The organism is Limnohabitans sp., from assembly GCF_031539105.1.
In the GTDB taxonomy this organism is placed as follows: Bacteria; Pseudomonadota; Gammaproteobacteria; order Burkholderiales; family Burkholderiaceae_C; genus Limnohabitans.
Genome location: NZ_JAVKLM010000009.1, coordinates 97432 through 123824, shown reverse-complemented (window position 1 = coordinate 123824; position 26393 = coordinate 97432). Strand labels below are relative to the sequence as shown.

The 26393-nt window shown below is 57.2% G+C and carries 26 protein-coding genes; 18 read left to right on the top strand and 8 right to left on the bottom strand.

From position 1 onward, the window contains the following. Positions 1-14: 14 nt before the first annotated feature. Together RMR24_RS02515 and gpmA are read right to left on the bottom strand one after the other, a co-directional pair. The gene (locus RMR24_RS02515; protein WP_310613517.1) at positions 15-1478 is read right to left on the bottom strand and encodes a S41 family peptidase; all 1464 of its coding nucleotides are present in this window, start codon (positions 1476-1478) and stop codon (positions 15-17) included. Between the two features lie 76 nt (positions 1479-1554). Beyond that, positions 1555-2298 carry a 2,3-diphosphoglycerate-dependent phosphoglycerate mutase gene (gene gpmA / locus RMR24_RS02510; RefSeq protein WP_310613516.1) on the bottom strand — a complete coding sequence of 248 codons (744 nt, stop codon included), beginning with the start codon at positions 2296-2298 and terminating at the stop codon, positions 1555-1557. A 104-nt stretch (positions 2299-2402) separates the two neighbouring features. On the opposite strand from gpmA, the gene RMR24_RS02505 reads away from it, so the two are divergent. From RMR24_RS02505 to RMR24_RS02490, 4 genes are all read left to right on the top strand, one after another. Then, positions 2403-2810 carry a rhodanese-like domain-containing protein gene (locus tag RMR24_RS02505; protein WP_310613515.1) on the top strand — a complete coding sequence of 136 codons (408 nt, stop codon included), beginning with the start codon at positions 2403-2405 and terminating at the stop codon, positions 2808-2810. A gap of 33 nt (positions 2811-2843) precedes the next feature. Beyond that, positions 2844-3101: a glutaredoxin 3 gene (grxC, locus tag RMR24_RS02500; protein ID WP_310613514.1), complete on the top strand. Its 258-nt coding sequence runs from the start codon at positions 2844-2846 to the stop codon at positions 3099-3101. An 80-nt stretch (positions 3102-3181) separates the two neighbouring features. After that, a complete protein-coding gene (secB, locus tag RMR24_RS02495; protein WP_310613513.1) occupies positions 3182-3631 on the top strand; it encodes a protein-export chaperone SecB in 450 nt (149 codons plus the stop codon). Positions 3632-3648: 17 nt separating this feature from the next. Further along, positions 3649-4698, top strand: a complete 1050-nt coding sequence (locus RMR24_RS02490; protein WP_310613512.1) for an NAD(P)H-dependent glycerol-3-phosphate dehydrogenase — start codon at positions 3649-3651, stop codon at positions 4696-4698. 326 nt (positions 4699-5024) lie between these two features. Here RMR24_RS02490 and panC read toward each other — a convergent pair whose 3' ends face one another. The 6 genes from panC to metG all read right to left on the bottom strand — a co-directional run bounded on the left by panC (position 5025) and on the right by metG (position 11708). Then, positions 5025-5888 (bottom strand): pantoate--beta-alanine ligase, encoded by an 864-nt coding sequence (gene panC, locus RMR24_RS02485; protein ID WP_310613511.1) that lies wholly within the window; start codon positions 5886-5888, stop codon positions 5025-5027. Between the two features lies 1 nt (position 5889). Continuing rightward, on the bottom strand, positions 5890-6762 hold the full coding sequence (gene panB, locus RMR24_RS02480) for a 3-methyl-2-oxobutanoate hydroxymethyltransferase (RefSeq protein WP_310613510.1): 873 nt from the start codon (positions 6760-6762) through the stop codon (positions 5890-5892). A 64-nt stretch (positions 6763-6826) separates the two neighbouring features. Continuing rightward, entirely contained in the window at positions 6827-7624 is a 798-nt protein-coding gene (locus RMR24_RS02475; RefSeq protein WP_310613561.1) for a ScpA family protein, read from the bottom strand. Positions 7625-7706: 82 nt separating this feature from the next. Continuing rightward, the gene (locus RMR24_RS02470; RefSeq protein ID WP_310613509.1) at positions 7707-7910 is read right to left on the bottom strand and encodes a DUF3460 family protein; all 204 of its coding nucleotides are present in this window, start codon (positions 7908-7910) and stop codon (positions 7707-7709) included. A gap of 40 nt (positions 7911-7950) precedes the next feature. Then, positions 7951-9621 carry a SulP family inorganic anion transporter gene (locus tag RMR24_RS02465; protein WP_310613508.1) on the bottom strand — a complete coding sequence of 557 codons (1671 nt, stop codon included), beginning with the start codon at positions 9619-9621 and terminating at the stop codon, positions 7951-7953. Next, positions 9621-11708, bottom strand: coding sequence for a methionine--tRNA ligase (gene metG / locus RMR24_RS02460; RefSeq protein WP_310613507.1), 2088 nt, complete (start codon positions 11706-11708; stop codon positions 9621-9623). Before metG ends, RMR24_RS02465 begins: the two co-directional genes overlap by 1 nt. A gap of 56 nt (positions 11709-11764) precedes the next feature. Here metG and RMR24_RS02455 point away from each other — a divergent pair, with 56 nt between their 5' ends. From RMR24_RS02455 to RMR24_RS02390, 14 genes are all read left to right on the top strand, one after another. Next, a complete protein-coding gene (locus RMR24_RS02455; RefSeq protein WP_310613506.1) occupies positions 11765-12046 on the top strand; it encodes an AraC family ligand binding domain-containing protein in 282 nt (93 codons plus the stop codon). 123 nt (positions 12047-12169) lie between these two features. Further along, the gene (gene apbC / locus RMR24_RS02450) at positions 12170-13261 is read left to right on the top strand and encodes an iron-sulfur cluster carrier protein ApbC (RefSeq protein ID WP_310613505.1); all 1092 of its coding nucleotides are present in this window, start codon (positions 12170-12172) and stop codon (positions 13259-13261) included. Between the two features lie 8 nt (positions 13262-13269). Beyond that, a complete protein-coding gene (locus RMR24_RS02445) occupies positions 13270-13860 on the top strand; it encodes a DUF3305 domain-containing protein (protein WP_405023299.1) in 591 nt (196 codons plus the stop codon). Further along, the gene (locus RMR24_RS02440; protein ID WP_310613503.1) at positions 13850-14404 is read left to right on the top strand and encodes a DUF3306 domain-containing protein; all 555 of its coding nucleotides are present in this window, start codon (positions 13850-13852) and stop codon (positions 14402-14404) included. Before RMR24_RS02445 ends, RMR24_RS02440 begins: the two co-directional genes overlap by 11 nt. Further along, positions 14331-16430, top strand: a complete 2100-nt coding sequence (locus tag RMR24_RS02435; RefSeq protein WP_310613502.1) for a 4Fe-4S dicluster domain-containing protein — start codon at positions 14331-14333, stop codon at positions 16428-16430. Before RMR24_RS02440 ends, RMR24_RS02435 begins: the two co-directional genes overlap by 74 nt. Positions 16431-16438: 8 nt before the next feature. Next, positions 16439-17056 (top strand): molecular chaperone TorD family protein, encoded by a 618-nt coding sequence (locus RMR24_RS02430; protein ID WP_310613501.1) that lies wholly within the window; start codon positions 16439-16441, stop codon positions 17054-17056. 185 nt (positions 17057-17241) lie between these two features. After that, positions 17242-17472 (top strand): formate dehydrogenase, encoded by a 231-nt coding sequence (locus tag RMR24_RS02425; RefSeq protein WP_310613500.1) that lies wholly within the window; start codon positions 17242-17244, stop codon positions 17470-17472. 10 nt (positions 17473-17482) lie between these two features. Continuing rightward, complete coding sequence (locus tag RMR24_RS02420) at positions 17483-20446, top strand: formate dehydrogenase subunit alpha (protein WP_310613499.1); 2964 nt, start codon at positions 17483-17485, stop codon at positions 20444-20446. Between the two features lie 10 nt (positions 20447-20456). Continuing rightward, a complete protein-coding gene (gene fdh3B, locus RMR24_RS02415; RefSeq protein WP_310613498.1) occupies positions 20457-21086 on the top strand; it encodes a formate dehydrogenase FDH3 subunit beta in 630 nt (209 codons plus the stop codon). Further along, positions 21083-21304 (top strand): hypothetical protein, encoded by a 222-nt coding sequence (locus tag RMR24_RS02410; protein ID WP_310613497.1) that lies wholly within the window; start codon positions 21083-21085, stop codon positions 21302-21304. The genes fdh3B and RMR24_RS02410 overlap by 4 nt, the downstream gene beginning before the upstream one ends. Positions 21305-21319: 15 nt before the next feature. Continuing rightward, positions 21320-22459, top strand: a complete 1140-nt coding sequence (locus tag RMR24_RS02405; protein ID WP_310613496.1) for a formate dehydrogenase subunit gamma — start codon at positions 21320-21322, stop codon at positions 22457-22459. Between the two features lie 22 nt (positions 22460-22481). Continuing rightward, a complete protein-coding gene (locus RMR24_RS02400) occupies positions 22482-22820 on the top strand; it encodes a hypothetical protein (protein WP_310613495.1) in 339 nt (112 codons plus the stop codon). A gap of 72 nt (positions 22821-22892) precedes the next feature. Then, on the top strand, positions 22893-23777 hold the full coding sequence (locus RMR24_RS02395; RefSeq protein ID WP_310613494.1) for a formate dehydrogenase accessory sulfurtransferase FdhD: 885 nt from the start codon (positions 22893-22895) through the stop codon (positions 23775-23777). After that, positions 23774-26362: an FtsX-like permease family protein gene (locus RMR24_RS02390; RefSeq protein WP_310613493.1), complete on the top strand. Its 2589-nt coding sequence runs from the start codon at positions 23774-23776 to the stop codon at positions 26360-26362. Before RMR24_RS02395 ends, RMR24_RS02390 begins: the two co-directional genes overlap by 4 nt. Positions 26363-26393 lie beyond the last annotated feature (31 nt).

Sequence of the window (26393 nt, the reverse complement as noted above, 5' to 3'; positions counted from 1 at the left end):
GGCCTACCCGTGAATTACTTGTCTTTCTTCTCGGCAGCAGGGCGCTCGCTTTGCGTCTTGCTGGCCAACACGGGTTGGCCTTTGAGGCGTTTCAAGGCTTGCTCGAGTTGGAAGTCTTTGTCGCTGCCAAATTCGGGCGAACGGCGTTCGCTGTTGGGCTTTTTGGATTCTTCTTCCAAACGCTTCATGGCTTCTTCGCGGGCTTTTTCTTTTTCTTTTTCCTTGGCTGCATCTTTGGCGTCTTTGCCTTGGCCGCTTTCTAGGTGCTTGTCGAGGTCGGCTTCACGCATGCGCAAAATGGCAAACGGGCTGCCCTCGGCGGTGTCGTCCAGCAACACATCAGGCACGATGCCTTTGGCTTGAATGCTGCGGCCGCTTGGCGTGTAGTAACGCGCGGTGGTGATTTTCAAAGCGGTATCGGGGCCCAATTGGCGCACGGTTTGCACCGAGCCTTTGCCAAAGGTTTGGCTGCCCATGATGGTCGCGCGTTTGTGGTCTTGCAAAGCACCGGCCACGATTTCGCTGGCCGAGGCTGAGCCTTCGTTCACCAGCACCACCAAGGGCACGGTGCGGTAAATGCCTTTGGTGTTTTGGTGCAAACGAGCCACGGGGTCGTTGCTGCCGTTGCGGCGGTAAAACTCGGGAGAGGCTTTGTAAACAAACTTGCTTTCAGCCAATTGGCCGTTGGTAGACACCACGGCAATGTTTTCGGGCAAGAACACGGCAGACACAGCCACGGCTGCATCCAGCAAGCCGCCTGGGTCGTTGCGCAGGTCCAACACCAAGCCTTTGAGCTTGGGTTCTTGTTTGTAAATTTCTTCGAGCTTCTTGGTGAAGTCGTCCACCGAGCGGTCCTGGAACTGGCTCAGGCGAATCCAGCCCAAGCCGGACTCCATCACTTTGCCCTTGACGCTTTGGGTTTTGATTTCCTCGCGAACGATGTTCACGGGGAAAGTGCGGTTTTCGTCTTTGCGGTAGATCGTGAGCAGCACCTTGGTGCCGGGTTCGCCACGCATGCGTTTGACGGCGTCGTTGAGCGACAGGCCTTTGACAGCGGTGTCATCAATCTTGGTGATCAAGTCGCCCGACTTGATGCCGCCACGAAAAGCGGGCGAGCCTTCGATGGGCGACACGATTTTGATCAGCCCCTCTTCTTGGGTGATCTCAATGCCCACACCCACAAAGCGGCCGGTGGTGCCTTCGCGGAATTCTTTGAATGACTTTTTGTCGTAGTACTGCGAGTGGGGGTCAAGGCTGGCCACCATGCCAGTGATGGCGTCGCTGATGAGTTTTTTCTCGTCCACGGGCTCCACGTAATCGCTCTTGACCATACTGAACACAGCGGCAAGTTGTTGCAACTCTTCCAGCGGCAAAGGCGCCATGTTGGCGCGTGCGGCAGTTTGCAGCGAAACGGTGGTCAGTGCGCCGGTCAGGGCGCCGATGGCGACCCAGCCTGCAATCTTGAGTTTTTGACGCATGTGGCCTTCGAGGAATGACAAATTTGGTAGGAGCTCAATATACAACGCGCCCTGAAGGCGCGCTGTGAAGGGACGATTAGGCCTTGCCTTGTGTGGCTACTGATGCGGCGGCTTTTGCAGCAGCTTCTGCGTCGCCCAAGTAGTAGTGACGAATGGGTTTGAGGTTTTCGTCCAACTCATACACCAGCGGGATGCCATTGGGAATATTCAAACCCACGATGTCTTGGTCGCTGATGCCGTCCAAGTACTTGATCAAGGCGCGGATCGAATTGCCGTGTGCAGCCACCACAATGCGTTTGCCTGCTTTGATGGCAGGTGCCATGGATTCGTTCCAGAACGGAATCACGCGAGCCACAGTGTCTTTGAGGCACTCGGTCAGTGGCACTTGCGCGGGGTCGAGTTTGGCGTAGCGGGCGTCGCCGCGTTCGCTGCGGGGGTCGTGTGCTTCGAGTTCAGGCGGTGGGGTGTCGTAGCTGCGGCGCCAAATCAGCACTTGGTCGTCGCCGTATTGTTTGGCCATGTCGGCTTTGTTCAAGCCTTGTAAGCCACCGTAGTGGCGTTCGTTCAGACGCCAGCTTTTCATGACGGGCAACCAAGTGCAGTCCATCTCGTCCAAGGCGAGGTAAAGGGTGCGAATGGCGCGTTTCAACACGCTGGTGTAGGCCACGTCAAACTCGTAGCCTTCGGCCTTGAGCAACTTGCCTGCGTTTTTGGCTTGCTCCACGCCGGTGGGGGTGAGGTCCACATCGGTCCAGCCGGTGAAGCGGTTTTCAAGGTTCCAAGTGGATTCGCCGTGGCGGATTAATACGAGTTTGTACATGGTGATTCAAACAAAGTCAGTGAAAGATTGATCGTGATTTTAGAATGCTGCCCTGACGCGATACTTTTAATCTCCCTTTTTGCTTTTTTGAACTGGATTCCCCTGTGAAATTTATTCTCGACAACTGGATGTTGATTGCCATTGCGCTGAGCACTGGCTTCTTTTTGCTGCTGCCCGTGGTGCAAGGCGCCGCAGCCACCGGTATTTCGCCCACAGAGGCGGTGCAATGCATGAACCGCGAAAAAGGCGTGGTGATTGACGTGTGCGGTGCAGACGAATACGCCCAAGGCCACATCAAAGGCGCAGTGAACGTGCCTTTGGATGAGCTGGAAGCCCGTTTGGACAAGGCTGTGAAAAACAAAAGCACACCGGTCATCATGGTGTGCGCCGCAGGTGCGCGCTCTAAGCGTGCCCAAGGTATCGCGCAAAAACTGGGTTACGAGAAGGTGCATTCGCTGCACGGCGGGCTGAAAGCTTGGAAAGAAGCTAACCTGCCTGTTGCTAAAGCTTAATTTTTTGGCTTGAATTATTTCGGAGAACCCGCCATGCCCGCCGTCAAGATGTACACCACCGCCGTTTGCCCGTATTGCATTCGCGCCAAACAATTGTTGAACGCCAAGGGCGTGGCGCAGATCGAAGAAATCCGCATCGACACCGACCCCACAGCGCGTGCTCACATGATGGAAATCACGGGCCGCCGCACGGTGCCGCAAATCTTCATTGGCGACACGCACGTGGGCGGTTGTGACGATTTGGTGGCCTTGGATGCCAAAGGTGGTTTGCTGCCTTTGTTGCAATCTTGAGCTGACATAATTCAGCCATCCCGATTTGTTGCCCGCTTCGGCGTGTCCGATGCGGGCATTTTTTGTTTTAGGAAAAACCCATGTCAGAAGAACAAGCAACACCCGTGTTTCAAATTCAACGCGTCTATTTGAAAGACCTGTCTTTGGAGCAACCCAACTCCCCCGCCATCCTGACCAGCACCCAGCAACCGTCGGTTGACATTCAGTTGGCAGTGGGTATGGAACAAGTGGCTGACGGCATTGTGGAAGTGACGGTGACTGCCACTGTGACCACCAAGATTGAAGACAAAGCGGTGTTCTTGGTCGAAGCCAAACAAGCTGGCATTTTCGAAGTGCGCAACTTGCCTGAAGATCAAATGGGCCCCATCATCGGTATTGCTTGCCCACAAATCATTTACCCCTACCTGCGCGGCAACGTGGCAGACGTGATCCAACGCGCTGGCTTCCCACCCGTGCACCTGGCTGAAATCAACTTCCAAGCCATGTACGAACAACAGCAGCAACAAGCGGCTGAAGCCACCAAGCAATAAAGCGCACGGGCTTGGCCATGAAGATTGCCGTTTTAGGTGCAGGCGCGTGGGGCACAGCGCTGGCGATCAACGCTGGCACACACCACACCGTGACGCTGTGGGCACGTGATGTGCCACAGGCTCAAGCCATGCAAGCCGAGCGCGTGAACACGCGCTACTTGCCTGGCTTGCCTTTCACCGCAGGCGTGCACGTGTCTTCAGCCCCTTTGGGTTCTTGGTTGGCCGAGCAAGACTTGGTGGTCATCGGTTCGCCCATGAGCAGCTTGCGCGGCATGCTCACGCAACTCGCGCCCATCTTGGGCAGCAGCGTGCCAGTGGCGTGGCTATGCAAAGGCTTTGAAGCGGCCCAAGCTCAAACGAATGCAGCGTTGCCTGCTATCGGGTTGCAGGCAGGCGCGTCACAAATCAACGTGGGTTTAATGGCCCACGAAGTCAAAGCCCAAGTGGCCCCCGAGCTGCGTGGTGGTGCACTTAGCGGCCCGAGCTTTGCGCAAGAAGTCGCACGCGGCATGCCTACCGCCTTGGTGGCCGCCAGCAGCGACGCTGCGGCGCGAGACGCCATGGTGCAAGCTTTTCACAACACCAGCCTGCGCGTGTATGCCAACGACGACATCGTTGGCGTGGAAGTGGGCGGCGCAGTCAAAAACGTGCTGGCCATCGCCACCGGTCTGTGCGACGGTTTGCAGCTAGGGCTAAATGCCCGCGCCGCACTCATCACACGCGGCTTGGCCGAGATTACCCGCCTCGGTCTGGCGCTGGGTGCCAAGACCGAAACCTTCATGGGCTTGTCGGGCTTGGGCGATTTGGTGCTGACTTCCACCGGGGACCTGAGCCGCAACCGCAGAGTGGGCCTAGCCCTGGCGCAAGGCCTGACGCTGCAACAAGCGGTGGATTCACTCGGTCATGTGGCTGAAGGTGTGTATTGCGCCCGCACCGTGGTGCAACGTGCGCAGCACTTGGGTGTGGACATGCCGATTGCACAGGCTGTGGTGGCGCTGCTTGATGGCAGCATCACACCTGCGCAAGCTGTGGCCTTGCTGATGGGGCGTGGGGCTAAGGGCGAATAAGCGTCGCTTTTTTGCTGTGCTCGCTTCTCGCCTAGGGATTGAGCGGGTTCCTCATGCTGGGGTACCAGAAATCGTCACCCGCTCAATCCCTAGACAAGAAGACTGCGGCTTGCAGACGTGTGGTTTGACTGTTTTTGGCGGAATGCAATTGCTTTGATATTGCGTTTTTTGAGCCGAGATTTTTCTATCTAACGATATCGTGTGCGTGAGGTGCGGCGGCCAACGATTTCTGGTACGCCAGCATGAGGCGGCCGCCGTGCCTCACGCACACGACCTCAGCCGGAGAAAACCACCACAAACACCAAAACCCAAGCCAAACAAAAACCTCAAACTTCGAGGTTATCAATCAGCCGCGTCTTACCCAACTTAGCTGCACCTAATACCACCAGAGGCTCAGCGCAGGGGCCGCTCACGGGTGACAAGTCGTGTTGACGGCGCAGGGTGATGTAGTCAGGGGCCCAGCCGCGTTGGCGCAGGGCTTCCATCGCAGCGGCCTCGGCAGCGGCCACATCCAGCTTCCCAGCCGTATTGCCAGAACGTGCCGCAGCAGCCAAGCCTTTCAAAGCCATCGACAGTTGCACGGCTTCGGCGCGTTCTTCGACGCTGAGGTAGCCGTTGCGTGAGCTCAGGGCCAAGCCGTCTTCAGCGCGGCGGGTTTCGCCTCCGATGATCTCGATGGGCAGCGACATTTGCTCCACCATGCGACGGATGACCATGAGCTGTTGGTAGTCCTTCTTGCCAAATACGGCCAAGTCTGGCTGCACGATGTTGAAGAGCTTGTGCACCACTGTGCTCACGCCCACAAAGAAGCCGGGGCGGAACGCGCCTTCCAAAATATCAGCCAGCTCGTTGGGTGGTTGCACCTTGAACACTTGGGGCTCGGGATAGAGATCTTTTTCGCTGGGCGCAAACACCACGTCGCAGCCGTTGGCTTCTAGCAAAGCGCAGTCGTTTTCTAGGGTGCGGGGGTAGGTGTCAAAGTCTTCGTTGGGGCCAAATTGCAGGCGGTTCACGAAGATGCTGGCCACGGTCATGCCGCCGGTTAAGGCGCGCTGATCGACCTCTTGGCGGGCCATTAGCATCAGCTCTAAGTGACCTTGGTGCAAGTTGCCCATGGTGGGCACAAAGGCGCGCAGGGCGGCCGGCTTTAAAGCGCTGCGCAGGTCCGCGAGGGTGTGAACAATTTGCAAATTAGGCCCACGCGTGTTTGGCGTTGTCGGGGAAAGTGCCGCCTTTGACGGCGGCCACATAGGCGCTCATAGCGGCTTGCACGCTGGCTTGGCCTTCCATGAAGTTATGCACGAACTTTGGGTTCTTGCCCAAGTTGACGCCCAGCATGTCGTGCATGACCAGCACTTGGCCCGCCGTGCCGTTGCCCGCGCCAATGCCAATGGTGTGGCAGGTGGGCAACTCTTGCGTCAGGGCGGTGGACAGGGGCTCGGGCACCATTTCCAGCACCAGCATGGAGGCGCCTGCGGCTTGCAGGGCCAGGGCTTCTTGGCGCAGTTGGGTGGCCGAGTCGCCACGGCCTTGCACGCGGTAGCCGCCCAGGGCATGCACGGTTTGTGGGGTGAGGCCCAAATGGGCGCAGACAGGAATGCCGCGCTCGACCAAAAAATGCACGATGTCACTCGTCCAACCACCGCCTTCAAGCTTGACCATGTGAGCGCCCGCCTGCATCAGAACCGTTGCACTGCGGAGGGCTTGCTCTTTGGATTCTTGGTAGCTGCCAAAGGGTAGGTCGCCAATGATCCATGCCGTGCCTTGCACGCGGCGAATGCCACGCGCCACGCTTTCCACGTGGTAGAGCATGGTGTCGAGTGTCACGCCCACGGTGCTGCCTAGGCCTTGGCAGACCATGCCCAGCGAGTCGCCGACCAAGATGCATTCCACACCCGCCGCATCGGCCACAGCCGCAAAGGTCGCGTCGTAAGCGGTGAGCATGGTGATTTTTTCGCCGCGAGCGCGCAGCTCGTTCAACCTTGGCAGGCTGATGGGTTTGCGGGCGGCGACGGGGGAGGCAGGGGGCAAAGTGCCGTAGGGCGAAGCGTGTGTGTTGCTCATAGAACGTGTGTGGCGCAAAGCCAGTCCTGTGTTGCCAAGAGGAGGTGAAGTTTACGCGGGTCTTCTATGTGGGGGTATAGGCCAAACGCACATAAATCGGTGCGAAAGCCTCGGCCTGCGTGATTTCAATCAGCGTTTCTTTGGCCAGCTCAAGCAGGGCGATGAAGGTCACCACCAACACAGGCACGCCTTGTTCGGCTTCGAAGAGTTTTTCAAACTCCACAAAGCGTTGACCTTGTAGGCGGCGCAGCACGATGCTCATGTGTTCGCGCACCGACAGTTCTTCGCGGCTGATTTTGTGGTGTTGCACCAGCTTGGCACGCTTCAAGATATCGGCCCAAGCTTGTTGAAGCTCGACCACATGCACATCGGGGAAGCGGGGCTGCAGCGATTGTTCGATGTAGACCTGTGCCCGTAAAAAGTCACGGCCAAACTGCGGCACTTCGTTGAGCTTGGCAGCAGCCAACTTCATTTGCTCGTATTCGAGCAAGCGGCGCACCAGCTCAGCGCGTGGGTCTTCGGGCTCTTGGCCTTCGGCCACCTTTTTAGGCGGCAGCAACATGCGTGATTTGATTTCAATCAGCATGGCAGCCATCAGCAGGTATTCGGCGGCCAATTCAAGGTTGCGGCTGCGAATCTCGTCCACGTAGCTCAAATACTGGCGCGTGAGCGCAGCCATGGGGATGTCGAGGATGTTGAAGTTTTGCTTGCGGATGAGGTACAGCAGCAAATCCAGCGGGCCTTGAAAAGCCTCTAAGAAAACTTCCAGCGCGTCTGGCGGGATATACAAATCCTGCGGCATGGCAAACAGCGGCTCGCCATACAGGCGGGCCACGGCCACGTTGTCGATCACCTCTGGCATGACAGAGGCGATGTGTGCCTCGTCGTTAGGCAGGGTGGAGTCGGCAGGATGCACGTTGGGCGCTTAAAACAAACTGAACGCTTTAAGCGTTCGTTTGGTAAGGGTAAGGCTTTTGCGCCACGCGGCCAGCTTGCACGTCTTGCTGAATTTCTGTGTTCACTTGCTTGTCCCACAGCAAAGCGCGGCCATCGCGTTGGGCTTTTTCGAGCAGTGGGTTTTTGACCTTGAGCGACTCGATGAACTGAGTGGCTTCTGAGGTGTAGTTGTCACGTTGAAAAATCGACATGGTGGGCTTCCTAATTGGATATCTTGAGATTGCGTAGATTTTAACGACCGAGGGCCAAGGCCAAACCGTGGCTCAAATCTGGCACAAGGTCTGTGTCAGGTAAGGCGTGCAACAGGCCACTGCGTTGCGCCATGTCCAGCGGTTGGTGGCCCAGGCCACAGACGATGAGGCGGACATGCTTTTTCTTGCAAGTGCGTGCCAAGGCCAGCAGCGCGTCAGCGCCTGACGAGTCCACATAAATGAGGTTTTTCAGATCCAACACCACGGCTTGCGCGGGCAGGCTTTCTTCAATGGCTTCGACCAGCTTGACCGCACCAAAGAACAAAGCGCCATACAAGCGGTGGGCGTGCACTGCTGCTTCATTGCCTGCCAGTTCAGGAAACGCATTGGCTTGCATATGCTCAGCGCGGCTGAGGCTAGAGATGCGGTAGATGAATGTCAGGCAGGCCGCAATGAGGCCGACTTCGACCGCCACCGTCAAATCGACAATGACGGTGAGCAAAAACACCGACAGCAGCGTAGCGCGGTAAGGCAGGCGAAACTGGCGCAAATGCACAAACTCGTGCCACTCGCCCATGTTCCAAGCGACGAACATCAATATGGCTGAGAGCGCCGCCAGAGGCACATCACCTGCCAAGGGCGCGGCCACCAGCATGACCACCAACAATGTCAAAGCGTGAACCATGCCGGCCACGGGGCTGTTGCCACCGTTTTTCACGTTGGTCACGGTGCGGGCAATCGTGCCCGTGGCGGGCATGCCGCCAAAGAAGGGCGTGATGATGTTGGCAATGCCTTGGGCCATCAGCTCTTGGTTGGCATCGTGGCGGTCGCCATAGGGGCCATCGGCCATCATTTGGTCGGCAATGCGTGCGCATAGCAAGGATTCAATCGAGCCCAGCAAGGCCAGCGTGGTGGCGGGGATGAGCAAAAACTTGGCGGTGTCCCAGCTGAAGGCGGGCCATGCCAAGGCAGGCAGGTTGCTGGGGATGCTGCCAAAGCGTGAGGCGATGGTGTCGACCTCAAGCCCCATCATTTTTGTGGCGACTGTGGCACCCACCAACACCACGATGGAGCCGGGGATGGTAGAAAAACTCTTGGTGCTGGGTATGCCGCTTGCCATGCGCGGCAAGGCCAGTTGCCAAAATGCCAACACCGCCAAACACACCACAGCCAAACCCAAAGCTTCGCCGTTGAGCGTGCCAAAGCTGTCGCTCAGTGTGCGCAAGATGCCAAAGAAGTCCGCTGGCATGGCTTTGACTTGCAAGCCAAAAAAGTCTTTCAGCTGCGACACCATGATGAGCACCGCAATGCCGTTGGTAAAACCAATGACTACCGCCACGGGAATGAAGCGAATCAGCGTGCCCAAGCGCAGCAAGCCCATGACAAACAAGATCACGCCCGACATGGCGGTGGCGATGATGAGGTTGGCCAAGCCGTAGCGTTCCAAAATGCCATAGACGATGACGATGAACGCACCGGCTGGCCCGCCAATCTGCACGCGGCTGCCTCCCAAAGCGGAAATCAAAAAGCCCGCAATGATGGCGGTGAACAAACCCGCCTCCGGCTTGAGTCCCGACGCAATGGCAAACGCCATGGCCAGTGGCAAAGCCACTACACCCACCGTGATGCCCGCGCCCACATCTTGGTAAAACCGCTGACGGGTGTAGCCCTTCAGCGAATCAACAACATGGGGGCGGAAGAAGTGAAGCATCAATGGATACGCATGCCAGGTTTAGCACCGGGCCATGGGTGCAGCACGTAAATGCCTGCATCGGCCTTGTCGTCTGCGTGGCTGGCGGCCAGCACCATGCCTTCAGACACACCAAATTTCATCTTGCGCGGGGCCAAGTTAGCCACCATCACCGTGAGCTTGCCTTTGAGGTCTTCAGGCTTGTACATGCTGGCCACGCCTGAGAACACGTTGCGCGTTTTACCCTCGCCCACATCGAGCGTGAGGCGCAGTAATTTGGTGGACCCTTCCACCGCTTCACAGTTGACGATTTCGGCAATGCGCAAATCGACTTTTGCAAAGTCGTCGATGCTAATGGTGGGTGCGATTTCTTCGCCACCCGGGGTGACTTTTTCTTCCACCACGGCTGGGGGTTCAAACAAGGCTTCGAGTTGTTCTGGGGTGACGCGTTGCATGAGGTGTTGGTAGGGTTGAATGTTGGCCACGTTGCCTGTGGCGTTCCAGTTTTGCATGCTGGTGCCAGTGAAGCTTTCAACGGCTTGGGCCAATGAAGGCAACACAGGGGCCAAGTAGCGGCTCAGCTCGGCAAACGCGTTGATGAGCAACGAGCACACTTGGTGCAAGGCCTCGTTGTTGGCGGCGTCTTTGGCTAAGTCCCAAGGTTTGTGTTGGTCCACATACGAATTGACTTTGTCGGCCAGCAACATGATTTCGCGGGCGGCTTTGCCGTATTCGCGGGCGTCGTAGGCTTGGGCGATGCTGTCTTTGGCGGCGTGAATATCACTCAACAACGCGGTGCCTTGTTCGCCAAAACTTTGTGTGAGCTTGCCTTCAAAACGCTTGGTCAAGAAGCCCGCCGCACGCGATGCGATGTTGACGAACTTGCCAATCAAATCGCTGTTCACGCGCAGCATGAAATCTTCGGCGTTAAAGTCGATGTCTTCGTTTTTGTTGTTCAGCTTGGTGGCCAGGTAGTAGCGCAGCCATTCGGGGTTCATACCCAGGCTGAGGTACTTGAGTGGGTCCAGGCCCGTGCCACGGCTCTTGCTCATCTTCTCGCCGTTGTTGACGGTGAGGAAGCCGTGCACAAACACGTTGTTGGGCGTTTTGCGGCCGCTGAAATGCAGCATGGCGGGCCAGAACAGCGTGTGAAAGGTGACGATGTCTTTGCCGATGAAGTGGTATTGCTCCAGCTTGTCGTTCGCCATGTAGGCGTTGTAATCTTCGCCGCGTTTGTCGAGCAAGTTTTTCAGCGAAGCCAAGTAGCCCACGGGCGCATCGAGCCACACATAAAAGTATTTGGCTGGCGCCCCATTGATAGCCGTATCCGGGATTTCAATGCCGAAGTAAGGCGCGTCACGCGAAATGTCCCAATCGCCCAAACCTTCGCTGGTTGTGCCATCGGGGTTGGTGCGCACGCTGAACCACTCTTTGACCTTGTTGGCCACCTCGGGTTGCAGCTTGCCGTCTTGTGTCCACTTTTCTAAGAATGCTACGCAGCGTGGGTCGGACAGCTTGAAAAAGAAATGCTCTGAGCTTTTCAGCTCAGGCTTGGCACCCGACAAGGCTGAGAACGGGTTGATCAGGTCGGTGGGGGCGTAGACCGCGCCGCACACCTCGCAGTTGTCGCCGTATTGGTCGTGGGCGTGGCACTTGGGGCATTCGCCTTTGATGAAGCGGTCGGGCAAGAACATGTTCTTCTCGGGGTCGAAGAACTGGTCAATGGTGCGGCGTTCGATCAGCGAGCCACCTTCAGATTCGGGGATGTCGCGCAAGTCACGATAAATCTGGCGAGCCAGTTCGTGGTTTTCGGGCGCGTCGGTGCTGTGCCAGTTGTCAAACTGGATGTGAAAGCCATCCAAATAAGGTTTGCGACCTGCGGCGATGTTGGCCACAAACTGTTGTGGGGTGATGCCCGCCTTCTCGGCGGCAATCATGATGGGCGCGCCGTGTGTGTCGTCTGCGCCCACGAAATCGACCTGGTGGCCCTGCATGCGCTGGAAACGCACCCAGATGTCGGCCTGGATGTACTCCATGATGTGACCGATATGAAAGTTGCCATTGGCGTAGGGCAGGGCGGTGGTGACGAAAAGCTGGCGCTGGGACATTTGAGAACAAGACCTTAAGGCGAAGGGGTCGATTTTAGTTCCTGGAGAATCTACCCATGGACCTCCCCAACTTTGACGAATTTCAACAAAAAGCCCTAGCTGCTGGCTATGACGAAGTGATCGAGCGCGAATGGGCCCCCAACACCGTGTTGGACACCCACGCGCATCCGTTTGGCGTGCACGCCTTGCTGACACAAGGCGAGATGTGGCTGACCATGAATGGCCAGACTCAGCACCTCGTACCAGGCTCTATTTTTGAGTTAAAGCCCGATCTGCCACATGCGGAGCGCTACGGCGCCGAAGGCGCGACTTATTGGGTCGCGCGCAAAAACGCCTGATCGGCGCTAGCGCGAGCCTTATTTTTATCTGCGCTCAGTCGCAGGGATGGCCTCTGCTGCGTGCGGTCAAACGTGGCGCGATAGACTTGCCCGCAATTCCTATTTCAATATTAAGAAGTTTTTATGTCTCTGAATGAACAAACCCTGACTGCCGCCCTGCAGACGGTCATCGATCCCAACACGGGCAAAGACTTTGTCACCACCAAAGCGCTGAAAAATCTGCAAATCAACGGCGGCGACGTGTCGTTTGATGTGGTGCTGGGCTACCCCGCCAAAAGCCAAATTGCGGGTTTTCGCAAAGAGCTGATCGCCGCTGCCAAGAGCGTGCCGGGCGTGAGCAACGTGTCGGCCAACATCACCATGAATATCGTGGCGCACGCCGCGCAGCGCGGTGTGGCCTTGTTGCCTCAAGTCAAAAACATCATTGCCGTGGCCTCGGGCAAAGGCGGCGTGGGCAAAAGCACCACCGCCGCCAACTTGGCCTTGGCCTTGGCCGCCGAGGGCGCCAGCGTGGGTTTGCTGGACGCCGACATTTACGGCCCCAGCCAGCCCATGATGATGGGCATTGAAGGCCGCCCTGAGAGCAGCGACGGCCAAACCATGGATCCGATGGAGAACTACGGCGTGCAAGTCATGTCCATCGGCTTCTTGGTGGACCAAGACGAAGCCATGATTTGGCGCGGCCCCATGGCCACGCAAGCACTGGAGCAACTGCTGCGCCAAACCAACTGGAAAGCCTTGGATTATTTGATCGTCGACATGCCCCCCGGCACGGGCGACATTCAGCTCACACTGAGCCAACGCGTGCCCATGACCGGCGCGGTCATCGTCACCACACCGCAAGACATTGCATTGCTCGATGCTAAAAAAGGCATCAAGATGTTTGAAAAGGTGGGCGTGCCCATCCTCGGTTTGGTCGAGAACATGGCCGTGCACGTGTGCACGAATTGCGGACACATTGAACACATTTTTGGCGCAGATGGCGGCAAGAAATTGGCCGCAAAAGACGGCATGGACTATTTGGGCGCATTGCCCCTGAATATGCAAATTCGCCTGCAAGCCGACAGCGGCAAACCGACCGTGGTGGCCGATCCTGATGGCGAAGTTGCCACCATCTACAAGGCCGTGGCTCGTCAAGTGGCGGTGAAGATTGCCGCGAAAGCCAAAGACTTTTCGAGCAAGTTCCCGAGTATCAAAATCTCCAAAGAGACTTGATGTCCAACATGACGCAACGTCCTAGCCTCCAAGTCGCCGTCGTCATGCGCCGCGAGCGCGTGCCCGGCGACATGAGCCGATGGCAGCCTTGGCGTTGGGTGCTGCACGACGTGACGGGTCACGACGTGCAGCCGCATGCCGAGCACTTTGGCACCGAGCCGCGCTGCATGCGCCAAACGGATGACGAACAAATTTGGCTGCACCCTGGCTTCACGGTGGAGCTGTTCAAAGACGATGCCGAGGGCTACTACCTCAACGCTTCGTCACCTGCGCCGTGCTGGTTTGTGTTGTGGCGGATGGAAGAAGAGCCCAGCATCGGCGACGACGTGATGGCTGTGCCCACCATGGTCAGTCTGAGTTATCACGACGCTGGCCGCTGGCTAGACGCCCAAGAAAACGTAGATCAAGTGCCCGCCCCCAGCGAAGTGGTGGCTTGGATGCGTGAATTCATCGACGAACACCGGGTGGTCGAAGCCAAGCGCCGCCGTCGGCCTGACAGCTTCCGAACTTTGCAAGACCGCTTTGGCAACCCGGCGTCCGTGAGCACTGAAAAAATTCGCGGTGGCGGCCAGCACAACGGAGGCGGTCATGGCCAATGACGATGACAGCCCCGCTGGCTTTTTAAGCCGCTGGTCACGCCGCAAAATTGATGTGCGTGAGGGGCGTCCGTTAGACGAGCCCAAACCTGCTGTGGCAGAAGTTGTCCATGTGTCAGCGAGCTTGCCAACATCGGTGCATCCAACAACTCCCGCGCCTGTTCCGACCTTGGCCGACACCCAGCAACTCACACCTGAGTCTGACTTCACGGGTTTCATGGTCCGAGGCGTCGCACCTGATGTGAAAAACGCAGCCATGAAAAAGCTGTTTGCCGACCCGCACTTCAATGTGATGGACCGCTTAGACATTTACATCGATGACTACGGCATCCCCGACCCGCTGCCCTTGGCCATGTTGCGCCAGATGACCAGTGCCAAAACATTGAATTTATTTGATGACGAGCCAGACGACGTCAAAGTCGTGGCACAGTCCGTCCCTGCTGAAAATACTTCTAACCCTGAGCCCAACACGCATGACCACGCTGATTTGCGACTGCAACCAGACCCAACCGCTAGACCCGAAGGCACTGAGCCAAAGCCTGTCTGAGCCGCTCACGCTGCACACCGCTTTGTGCCGCCGTGAAGCGGGCGCTTTCATCCAAGCCGTGCAAGGCACGGACGACGTGGTGGTGGCCTGCACCCAAGAGCAACGCCTGTTTGGCGACTTGGCTGTGGAGGCGCAAGCCAAAACATCGGTCATTAAATTTGTCAACATCCGTGAGACCGGTGGCTGGAGTGCAGACGCCAAAAACGCATCTCCCAAAATTGCAGCACTCTTAGCCGCTGCGCATTTGCCTGACCCCGAGCCCGTGCCCACCGTCACCTTTAAGAGTGCAGGGCGTCTGCTGATTTTGGGGCAGATGGATGAAGCCGAACAAGCCGCAGCCTTGCTGGCCGATACGCTGAACGTGACGATCTTCACCCAAGGCGCTGGCGTGGCTGGCGGCGCACAAAGCCGCCGTTATCCCGTGCTGGGCGGCCAGGTACTGCGCGTGGACGGCTGGTTGGGTGCGTTCAAGCTCACTTGGCAAAACAACAACCCGATTGACCTAGATCTGTGCACACGCTGCAACGCTTGCGTGGCCGCTTGCCCCGAGCAAGCGATTGGTTTGGATTACCAAATTGACCTGAGCAAATGCAGTTCGCACCGCGACTGCGTGACAGCGTGCGGTGCGATTGGTGCAATTAATTTTCAGCGCGAGGCGCAAGAAGAAACGGCGGAGTTTGACCTCGTGCTCGATTTGCGCGAGCAAACCGCATTCAACCGCCACGCGTTGCCCCAAGGCTATTTCCGTGGCGCCACGGCCGCCAACTTGCTGCGCTTGCGCGAGTTGGTGGGTGAGTTTGAAAAGCCCAAGTTCTTTGACTACAAACAAAAACTCTGCGCCCATAGCCGCAACGAACAAGTGGGCTGCAACGCTTGCGTAGACATTTGCTCTGCCGAAGCGGTGAGTTCTGACAAGTCGCGCCAACAAATCAAGGTCAACCCCAACCTGTGCGTGGGCTGCGGTGCGTGCACCACGGTGTGCCCCACAGGTGCCTTGACCTACGCTTACCCACGTGCAAGCGAGCAAGGCGTCAAGCTCAAGACCTTGCTCGGCACCTACCAAAAAGCAGGCGGTAAAGACGCAGTCATCTTGTTGCACAGCCAAGACGCGGGCCTTGCCTTGGTGAATGAACTGGGCCGTGCGGCACAGCTCAAAGTGGCCAAAGGTTTGCCAGCGCATGTGATTCCCGTGTCGTTGTGGCACACCGCCAGCCTTGGGTTGGATGTGTGGCTCACGGCCTTGGCCTATGGCGCCGCGCAAGTGCTGGTGCTCAACACGGCCGAAGAAGCGCCGCAATATGCCGACGGCTTACAAGCGCAAATGGCACAAGCGCAGACCATGCTCGAAGGCTTGGGCTACGCCAAGGCTGGCCAGATGTCCGTGCAGTTGGTGCACGCCTCACAAGCCATGGAGCTCGATGGCGAACTGCAACGTCTCACCACAGGCAAACAACGACTGAGCAGCTCCGTGCCCGCCGCCACGTTTGCGGTGATGGCTGAAAAACGCAGCACGCTGAGCATGGTGATCGACCACTTACTGGAGCACGCGCCAGTTTTGAAAACTGCCACCGCCCCAGAAGCCTTGGCATTGCCCAAAGATGGCTCGCTTTTCGGCACGGTTGAGGTCAACAAAGACAGTTGCACCTTGTGCATGAGCTGTGTCAGCGCCTGTCCCGCCAACGCGCTGCAAGACAACCAACAAGCGCCTCAGTTGCGCTTCTTTGAAAAGAACTGCGTGCAGTGCGGCTTGTGCGTCAGCACCTGCCCCGAAAAAGCGCTCAGCCTTGTGCCACGTTTGTTGCTCACGCCTCAACGCAAAGAAGTGCGTGTGCTCAACGAAACCCAGCCCTACGGCTGCGTGCGTTGCCGCAAACCCTTTGGCACGCTCAAAGGCATCGAAGCCATGATTGGCAAACTGGCTGGCCATTCCATGTTTCAGGGCGCCGCGTTGGAGCGCCTCAAGATGTGCGGTGACTGCCGCGTGATTGACATTTACTCTGCCGGCGACGAGCAAAAAATCGTTTAAATATTTGTATGACCGAACCTCATTTGTCCTCTGCCCTTGACGAAGAAACCGCACGCGCCGAGCTGTACGGTTTGATTTCCGAGTTGTTTTACGCGCCCGCACGCCCCGAGCTGTTGGCGCAGTTGCGTGTAGCCGCAACTGATGCGCCTGCCTCAGGTGGTTTTTTGGAAGAGCCTTGGCGTCAGCTGGTGGGTGTGGCTCGCGACATGGACGACCAGACCATCCAAGCCGAGCACAACGCCCTGTTTGGCGGTGTGGGCAAGCCCGAGGTGTATGTGTTTGCTTCGCACTTTTTAACTGGCTTTTTGAATGAAAAGCCCTTGGCGCAATTGCGTACCGATTTGGCCGCACTGGGCTTGGGTCGCGACGACACCACCATGTCTGAAACTGAAGACCATGTGTCTTATGTGTTTGAGGTTATGCGCTTTTTGGTGGCGGGCGATGATGTGTCCGTGTCTAACCTCACGCAGCAAGCCAAGTTTTTTGCCGCCCATGTGCAACCCTGGTTGCCTGCGTTTTGTGATGCCTTGCAAGCCACGCCGCGTGCACGTTTTTATGCCGTCTTGGCCGAGCTGACGCGTGCGTTTGTCAGTGTGGAAGCCCAGGGTTTTGACATGCTGGCTTAAGGATGACAGGACCTCATTTTTTCTTTTGATAGGTGCGTGAGACGCCTACGTGACAAAAAACATTTTTTTGTCACAAATCCCGACCGAGTTTTGGGCTTACTGACGTTTCTACGTACTGCGCGAACTCACATCATTGGTACATTATGCAAAGTCGTGCATACCCACGACATCACGAGGAGCTCTAAATGCAAAAAGAACAAGCTAAAGACCAAGCCAATTCGCAACCAACACCGTCGCGTCGTGGCTTTTTCATGGGTGCCGCTGCTGTCGGTGCGGCCACTGCCGCAGTCACTGCGATGCCCGGCCTCAGCACCCCTTCTGCTGAACTGAACAAACTCCCCCCCGCGCCCGAAAACGGTGGCGGCTACAGCTTGAGCGAACACGTCAAGCGTTACTACCAGACCACCCGCGTCTGAAGGAGCCCACATGTTATTAACCCGTAAAACCGATTCGGCTGCCCAAACCACTGGCAGCTCAGCCTTTGTAGGCCGCTTGCAACGCGGCTTGTCACAAGCTTTGCCAACCCTTGACCGTCGTGGCTTTTTGCGCCGCTCTGGTTTGGGCATTGGTGTGGGCTTGGCTGCCACGCAGCTGAGCTTGGTCAAAAAAGCCAATGCCTCTGGCGCGTTTTCTAGCGACGGCGCAAGCAAGATTGAAGTCAAGCGCACCGTTTGTACCCACTGCTCGGTGGGCTGCGCTGTGGATGCCGTGGTTGAAAACGGTGTCTGGGTGCGCCAAGAGCCCGTGTTTGATTCCCCCATCAACCTCGGCGCTCATTGCGCCAAAGGTGCGGCCCTGCGTGAGCACGGCCACGGTGAGTTCCGCTTGCGTTACCCCATGAAATTGGTGAACGGCAAGTACGAACGCATCAGCTGGGATACCGCATTGGAAGAGATCAGTGCTAAGTTGATCGACTTGCGCAAGACTTCTGGTCCAGACAGTGTGTACTGGATTGGTTCCTCCAAGCACAACAACGAACAAGCCTATTTGCTGCGCAAGTTTGTCAGCTACTTCGGTAGTAACAACTGTGACCACCAAGCCCGTATTTGCCACTCCACCACAGTTGCTGGTGTAGCCAATACCTGGGGTTACGGCGCGATGACCAACTCGTACAACGACATGCAAAACAGCAAGGTCGCAATGTACATCGGCTCTAACGCTGCAGAAGCCCACCCCGTTTCGATGTTGCACATGCTGCACGCCAAAGAAAACGGCTGCAAGATGATCGTGGTCGACCCGCGTTTCACGCGCACAGCAGCCAAGGCTGATGAGTACGTTCGCATCCGTTCAGGCTCTGACATCGCTTTCATCTTTGGTCTGTTGCACGTCATCTTCAAAAATGGCTGGGAAGACAAAAAGTACATCAACGACCGCGTGTTCGGCATGGACAAGGTCAAAGAAGAAGTCATGGCCAAGTGGACGCTCGACAAAGTCGAAGAAGTCTGCGGCGTGTCACCTGAACAAGTGACCCTCGTGGCCAAGATGCTGCACGAAAACAACCCCGGTACCGTGGTGTGGTGTATGGGCCAGACACAGCACACCACAGGTAACGCCATCGTGCGTGCCTCGTGTATCTTGCAGTTGGCCTTAGGCAACATCGGCAAGTCCGGCGGCGGCACCAACATTTTCCGTGGTCACGACAACGTGCAAGGCGCGACCGACGTGGGTCCTAACCCTGATTCATTGCCTGGCTACTACGGCTTGGTGGAAGGCTCATGGAAGCACTTCGCCAAAGCGTGGGGCGTTGAATTTGATTGGATCAAAGGCCGCTTTGCTTCACCTGCCATGATGAGCAAGCCCGGTATCACTTTGTCACGCTGGATCGACGGCGTGATGGAGAAGAACGAACTCATCGACCAAGACAGCAACCTCAAGGCAGTGTTCTATTGGGGCCATGCTCCCAACTCGCAGACCCGTGGTTTGGAGATGAAGCGCGCCATGGACAAGCTGGACTTGTTGGTGGTGGTTGATCCCTATCCATCAGCGACTGCCGCCATGGCAGCCATGCCCGGCAAAGCCGAAGACCTCAACCCCAACCGCGCGGTATACCTGTTGCCTGCTGCCACGCAGTTTGAAACCAGTGGCTCATGCACGGCATCGAACCGCTCTATTCAATGGCGTGAGAAGGTCATTGAGCCATTGTGGGAGAGCCGTTCTGACCACATGATCATGTATCAGTTCGCGCAAAAACTGGGCTTTGGCCCTGAGCTGGTTAAGAACTACAAGCTGCAAAAAGTCAAAGGCATGGACGAACCCATGGTCGAAGACATCTTGCGCGAAATCAACAAGTCGGTTTGGACCATTGGCTACACCGGCCAAAGCCCAGAGCGCTTGAAGGCTCACATGAAGAACATGCATTTGTTCGACGTGAAGACCCTCAAGTCCAAAGGCGGCAAAGACAAAGAAACTGGCTACGACTTTGGTGGTGACTACTTCGGCCTGCCTTGGCCTTGCTACGGCACGCCCGAACTCAAGCACCCAGGCTCACCCAACCTGTACGACACCTCCAAACACGTCATGGAAGGCGGCGGTAACTTCCGCGCCAACTTCGGTGTGGAAAAAGATGGCAAAAACTTGTTGTCCGAAGATGGTTCGCACTCCAAAGGCGCTGACATCACCACGGGCTACCCTGAACTCGACCACGTGTTGCTCAAGAAGCTCGGCTGGTGGGACGAACTCACCGATGCGGAAAAAGCATTGGCCGAAGGTAAGAACTGGAAGACTGACAACTCGGGCGGCATGATGCGTGTGTTCATGCAAAACCACGGTTGCCATCCTTTCGGTAACGCCAAAGCGCGTGCCGTTGTGTGGAACTTCCCAGATCCAATCCCTCAGCACCGCGAGCCTTTGTATGGCACGCGCCCCGACTTGATGGAAAAGTACCCCACGCACGCCGACAAAAAAGCGTTCTGGCGTCTGCCCACCTTGTACAAAACGATCCAAGACAAAAACATCGCCGACAAGGTGCACGAGAAGTTCCCACTCATCCTCACCTCTGGCCGTTTGGTCGAGTACGAAGGTGGCGGCGAAGAGACCCGTTCCAACCCATGGTTGGCCGAGTTGCAACAAGAAGCATTTGTCGAGATCAACCCCAAGACAGCGGCTAACCGTGGCATTCGCAACGGCGAGCGCGTGTGGTTGAAGAGCCCCACCGGCGCACGTTTGAACGTGCAAGCCTTGGTCACCGAGCGTGTGGACACTGGCACCGTTTGGATGCCTTTCCACTTCTCAGGTCGCTGGCAAGGTGAAGACATGCTCAAGTACTACCCCAAAGGTGCTGCGCCTATCGTGCGCGGTGAAGCCGTCAATACGGCCACCACCTATGGTTATGACAGCGTCACCATGATGCAAGAAACCAAAACCACCGTTTGCGACATCGAACGCGCCTAAGGAGAATTAAATGGCACGCATGAAATTTATTTGTGACGCAGAGCGTTGCATCGAGTGCAACGGTTGCGTCACCGCTTGTAAAAATGAACACGAAGTCCCATGGGGTGTGAACCGCCGCCGTGTGGTCACGTTGAACGACGGTGTACCCGGCGAGAAATCAATCTCTGTCGCGTGTATGCATTGTTCGGACGCGCCTTGTATGGCTGTTTGCCCCGTGAACTGCTTCTACAAGACTGACGAAGGCGTGGTCTTGCACGACAAAGACATTTGCATTGGCTGCGGCTACTGCTCTTACGCTTGCCCATTTGGCGCACCTCAGTTCCCAAGCCAAGGCACCTTCGGTGTACGCGGCAAGATGGATAAGTGCACCTTCTGCGCCGGCGGCCCAGAAGCCAACGGTAGCCATGCTGAGTTTGAAAAATACGGTCGCAACCGTTTGGCCGAAGGTAAGTTGCCTGCTTGTGCCGAAATGTGTTCGACCAAAGCTTTGCTCGCCGGTGACGGCGACATGGTGGCCGACATCTTCCGTAACCGCGTGGTCAAGCGCAACAAGGGTGCGGAAGTGTGGGGCTGGGGCACGGCTTACGGCTCTAAGCAAGCAGGCCAAGCGCCCGCCAAAGTTGAAGGAGTGAAGAAATGATGAAACGCATGTCACTCATCGTGTTGAGTGTGGCTGCTCTCACTGCTTGCGGTGAGAAAGCCCAAAGCCTCGGCACCAAAAACGACGCGACTGCTTACAGCGGTGCAACCAATAGTTTTGTGGAAGCAGGCTGGACAGCCGGCGACAAAACCAGCTGGGAGCAACATCTGCGTGCACGCGGCCAATACGGCCAAAACGACCACAGTCGCGCACCGTAAACCAAGGGGCACATCATGTACCGCTCTTTTCAATCGGTGTTGTGTGCAGCCCTGACGGTGTTCGCACTGTCGGCTGTCGCACAAGACAAAGCGCCTGCGGCAGCCTTGGCTGTCAAAAGCGTCAATATCCAAGACGTCAAGCCTGACGCCAGCGATGCGCCTGGCTATGCCGAGCAAACCAACGGCGAACGTGGCAAAGTCCAACCCGGCAACAACGCGCCTATGTGGCGCGGCGTGGGTGCTGGCGTGGAAGGCTACAGCAGCCTGCCCAAGTCACAAGCGCCCGAGGCTGGCGTGTTGATTCAACCGTTTGTGCAATACCCTGGCTCACGCCTCACCAACGGTGGTGAAGCATGGCGTCAAGTGCGCAACAACTGGATCATTCCTTATGGTGGTTCGCTGCTGTTGATCGTGTTGGGCGCTGTCGGTGTCTTCTACTGGCGCAAGGGCACGATGATGCTGCATGGCACGCCTACAGGGGTGGAGATTGAACGCTTCACACCGTTTGAGCGCTCAGCCCATTGGACCAATGCGATTGCTTTTGTGGTGTTGGCTTTGTCTGGCATCACCATGGCCTTTGGTAAGTTCTTCATGCAGCCCATCATTGGTGATTCGCTGTTTGGTTTCATCACTTACTTGCTCAAAAACGCACACAACTTCGCAGGCCCTTTGTTTGCTGTGTCGTTGACGGTGGTGTTTTTCACTTTCTTGAAAGACAACTGGCCTAGCAAAGAAGATTGGGTTTGGATCATCAAAGCTGGTGGCATGTTCGGTGGATCAGAAGTGCCTTCACACCGCTTCAATGCCGGTGAAAAAGTGGTGTTCTGGGGCGGCGTATTTGGCCTGGGCTTGGTGGTGGTGGCGTCGGGCTTTGTGCTCGACAAAATCATTCCTTTCCTTGTGTACGAGCGCGGCACTATGCAAATCGCACACATGATTCATGCTGTAGCAACCTTGTTGATGATGACCATGTTCATCGGTCATATTTACATGGGCACGGTCGGCATGGAAGGCGCTTACAAAGCCATGAAAACTGGCTATGTGGACGAAACATGGGCCAAAGAACACCACGAACTTTGGCATGACGACATCAAAGCGGGCAAGATTCCCGCCCATCGCTCAGAAGAAAAATCGGGCACCACAGCGCACGCTTGAGGCGCTGAACAGGAGAACAACTATGAATAAAGCACTTCTTGCATTGATCTTGGCCGCGGTCAGCGCCACGGCCTTTGCCAAACTGCCCGCACCGACCGACGAAGCCAAAGCCAAAGCTGCTGAAGCTGCCGCCAAGACAGCCCATGCTGGCAAAACTGACGCCTATTTGCTGTGTAAGTCACAAGACAAAGTGGCAGCCCATGTGCAAAAGACCAACAAAGCACAAGCTGGCAAGCCAGTGGCCACAGCACCTTGTGCTGACCCCGGTAAGTTTGTTTACACCCCGCCAGAGGCTGCAGCTTCTGCGCCTGTAGCGGCTGCCTCGGCTCCTGCTGTAGCTGCTGCTCCGGTGAAAAAGTAAACCATACAGCTTCGCTGTTCATTGGGCCGCGCCGAAAGGTGACGGCCCTTTTTGTTGTAGCCTAGTCTGCTTATGTCTTTAGCCTCTTCTACCTCTGTGTTCCCTCATCTCACCCAAGCCCAAGCCGAACTGACTCGCCACATTGAGGTGGTCAACGAGCACGGTGTGCACGAACAAGTGTCTATTCCTGCCGAGCGTGCGCTGACGGTGTATGTGGACAAACGTGAAATCGTCACCCTCATGACCTTGGGCGCACACCCTGAGCTGTTGGTGTTGGGCTACTTGCGCAACCAGCGCTTGGTGGGCGATGTGAGCGAGGTCGAATCCATCACCGTCGATTGGGATGCAGGCGAGGACGGCGCGGGCGTGGCTGCTGTCAAAACCCGCCACGGGATTGCCGACATTGCGGCACGCACCGAAAAACGTGTGGTCACCACCGGTTGCGGACAAGGCAGCGTGTTTGGCGACTTGATGGGCGAGATCGACACCTTGTCTTTGCCAGAAGCACGCATCAGCCAAGCGCGTTTGTATGCGTTGCTCAACGCCATTCGCGTGCAAGAAAGCACTTACAAATCAGCAGGCTCGGTTCACGGCTGTGCCTTGTTTAGCGGCGAGCACATGCAAATCTTTGTAGAAGACGTGGGTCGGCACAACGCCATCGACACCATTGCGGGTTGGATGTGGATGCACAGCGTGGTCGCTGATGCCGATTCGATTTTTTACACCACAGGCCGCTTGACCAGCGAGATGGTGATGAAGTCGGCACAAATGGGCGTTGCTGTGGTGGTGTCACGTAGCGGCATCACGCAGATGGGCTACGACGTGGCGACCCGATTGCAGTTGTGCACGATAGGCCGCGCAACGAATAAACACTTTCTCTGCTACACCGCGCGAGAGCGTGTGCAGCTGGATCCCTCGCTGGCAGTTGGCGGCGTGCACAAGGTGGCCAGCGTATGAATGCGGGTGTGACGTGGTGGGCACAAGCCTGGCGTACGCTGTGGCGTGATGCCCGTGCGGGTGAGCTGCGCTTGCTGGTGGTGGCGGTGGCTTTGGGTGTAGCCGCACTCAGCTCGGTCAGTTTTTTGGCTGACCGTCTGAACGGCGGCTTGCAACGTGATGCACGTCAACTCTTAGGCGGCGACGTGGTGGTGGCGAGCGATTACCCTACACCCAGCCACTTCACGCAACGCGCCTCACAGACGGGTTTGCAAAGCGTTACCACGCTGACGTTTCCCACCATGGCGCGTGGCGTGCCCGCAGCGGGTGGTGAGGGTAACAGCAAATTGGTGGCGCTCAAAGCGGTGGAGGTGGGCTATCCGCTGCGCGGCGAATTGCGCGTGGCAGACAACCTTATGCAAGCTCAACTTCCTTTGACACCTGCTGGTGTGCAAGCGTCGCGTAAAACCAAGCAAGTGCCCGAGCGGGGTCAGGCCTGGGTCGATGCAGGGGGCTTGGAGGCTTTGGGCTTGGATGTGGGCGATGCGCTGGTGTTGGGTGAGAGGCGTGTGCGCATCTCACAAGTGTTGGTGACCGAGCCTGACCGTGGCGCGGGCTTCATGAACTTTGCGCCGCGCGTGATGATCAACATGGACGACATCGAAGCCACAGGTTTGATTCAACCCGCCAGCCGCGTCAGTTGGCGGCTGGCTCTGGTGGGCGACGAAGCCGCTGTGGCTGATTTTGCAGAATGGGCGCAGGCCGAATGCCAAAAGCCTGAGGTGCGTGGCGTGCGTGTCGAATCGTTGGATGCAGGACGCCCCGAGATGCGCCAAACCTTGGACCGTGCAGGTAAGTTCTTGAACTTGGTTGCGTTGCTCGCGGCCTTGCTCAGTGCAGTGGCAGTGGCCTTGGCCGCACGCGCATTTGCTGCACGCCATTTGGACGATTGCGCCATGCTGCGCGTGCTGGGCTTGAGCCAGCACCACATCGCCTTGTCTTACACCGCAGAGTTTGTGTGGGTGGGCAGCTTTGCCAGCCTGCTGGGTTTGGCCTTGGGCTATGCCGTGCATTTGGTGTTCGTGGCTTTGCTCAAAGGCTTGGTCGAGACTGCTTTGCCTGCGCCTAGCGTGTGGCCACTGGTGTATGGCTTGGGGACAGGTTTGACCTTGTTGCTCGCGTTTGGTTTGCCGCCGGTGTTGCAGCTGGCCAGCGTGCCCGCACTGCGCGTGATGCGCCGCGATGTGGGTGAACTCAAAGCCACCACGCTGAGTGTGTGGGCCTTAGGCCTCACAGGCTTTGCCGTGTTGTTGGTGGCCGTGAGCCGCGATGTGAAACTCGGCCTCATGGTTGTGGGTGGTTTTGCGGGTGCGGTGTTGGTGTTTGCAGGCATGGCTTGGCTGGCCGTGTGGTTATTGCGCCGCAGTGTGGTGGAGGGCGCTGCGCCGCCTTGGCTCATGTTGGCCACGCGACAAATCAGCGCTCGCCCTGTGTATGCCATGGTGCAAGTGAGCGCATTGGCTGTTGGCTTGTTAGCCTTGGCCTTGTTGGTGTTGCTGCGCACCGACCTCATCAGCAGTTGGCGCAACGCCACACCGGCCGATGCACCCAACCGTTTTGTGCTGAACATTCAGCCCTCGCAGTCAGAGCCGTTTTTACAAAACCTGCGCGAAGCGGGTGTGAACAAACTGGATTGGTACCCCATGGTGCGCGGCCGCTTAGTGGCGGTGAACAACAACACCGTGACCCCTGACAGCTACACCGATGAACGCGCCAAGCGTTTGATGGACCGCGAGTTCAATGTGTCCTACAGCGCCGAGCAGCCTGCCCACAACAAAGTGGTGGTTGGCACATGGCAAGCCGAAGACCCCAAAGGCTTGAGCATTGAAGAAGGCATTGCTAAAACCTTGAACCTCAAACTGGGCGACAGCCTGCGCTTTGACATTGCAGGCATGACGCGCGAAGCTCACATCACGTCGGTGCGGCGAGTGGACTGGACATCGATGCGCGCGAACTTCTTTGTCATGTACCCCATCAGTCGCTTGACGACGGATGCGGGTTTTGATGTGCCCACCACCTACATTGCCGCATTTCGTGCGCCGCCGCGCGTAACGGGGCAGAGCTTTGACAACCAACTCACGCGCAACTTCCCAAATATCACCAATGTGGATATGGGCGCCACGTTGAACCAAGTTCAAAGCGTGCTCGGCCAAGTGGTGAGTGCGGTGGAGTTTTTGTTCTTGTTCACCTTGGCTGCGGGCTTGGTGGTGTTGTTTGCGGCCGTCACCGCCACACGCGAAGAGCGGGCGCGTGAGTACGCTGTGTTGCGTGCCTTAGGTGCGTCGAACCAACTGTTGGCCCGTGTGCAACGGGCCGAGTTGGCAGGCGTCGGCGCACTGGCGGGCTTGCTTGCGACGAGTGTGGCCATGGCGATGGGCTGGGGCTTGGCCCGATTTGCCTTTGAGTTTGAATGGACTGCCAGTCCGTGGGTGCCTTTGTTGGGTGCGGTGGTGGGGGCGCTGTTGGCCTTGGCCGCAGGTTGGTGGGGCCTGCGTGATGTGCTGCGCCGCCCTGTCGTACAGACACTACGACAAGCCAGTCATTGATGTGGCGAACCACGAACTGAACACCTTGATT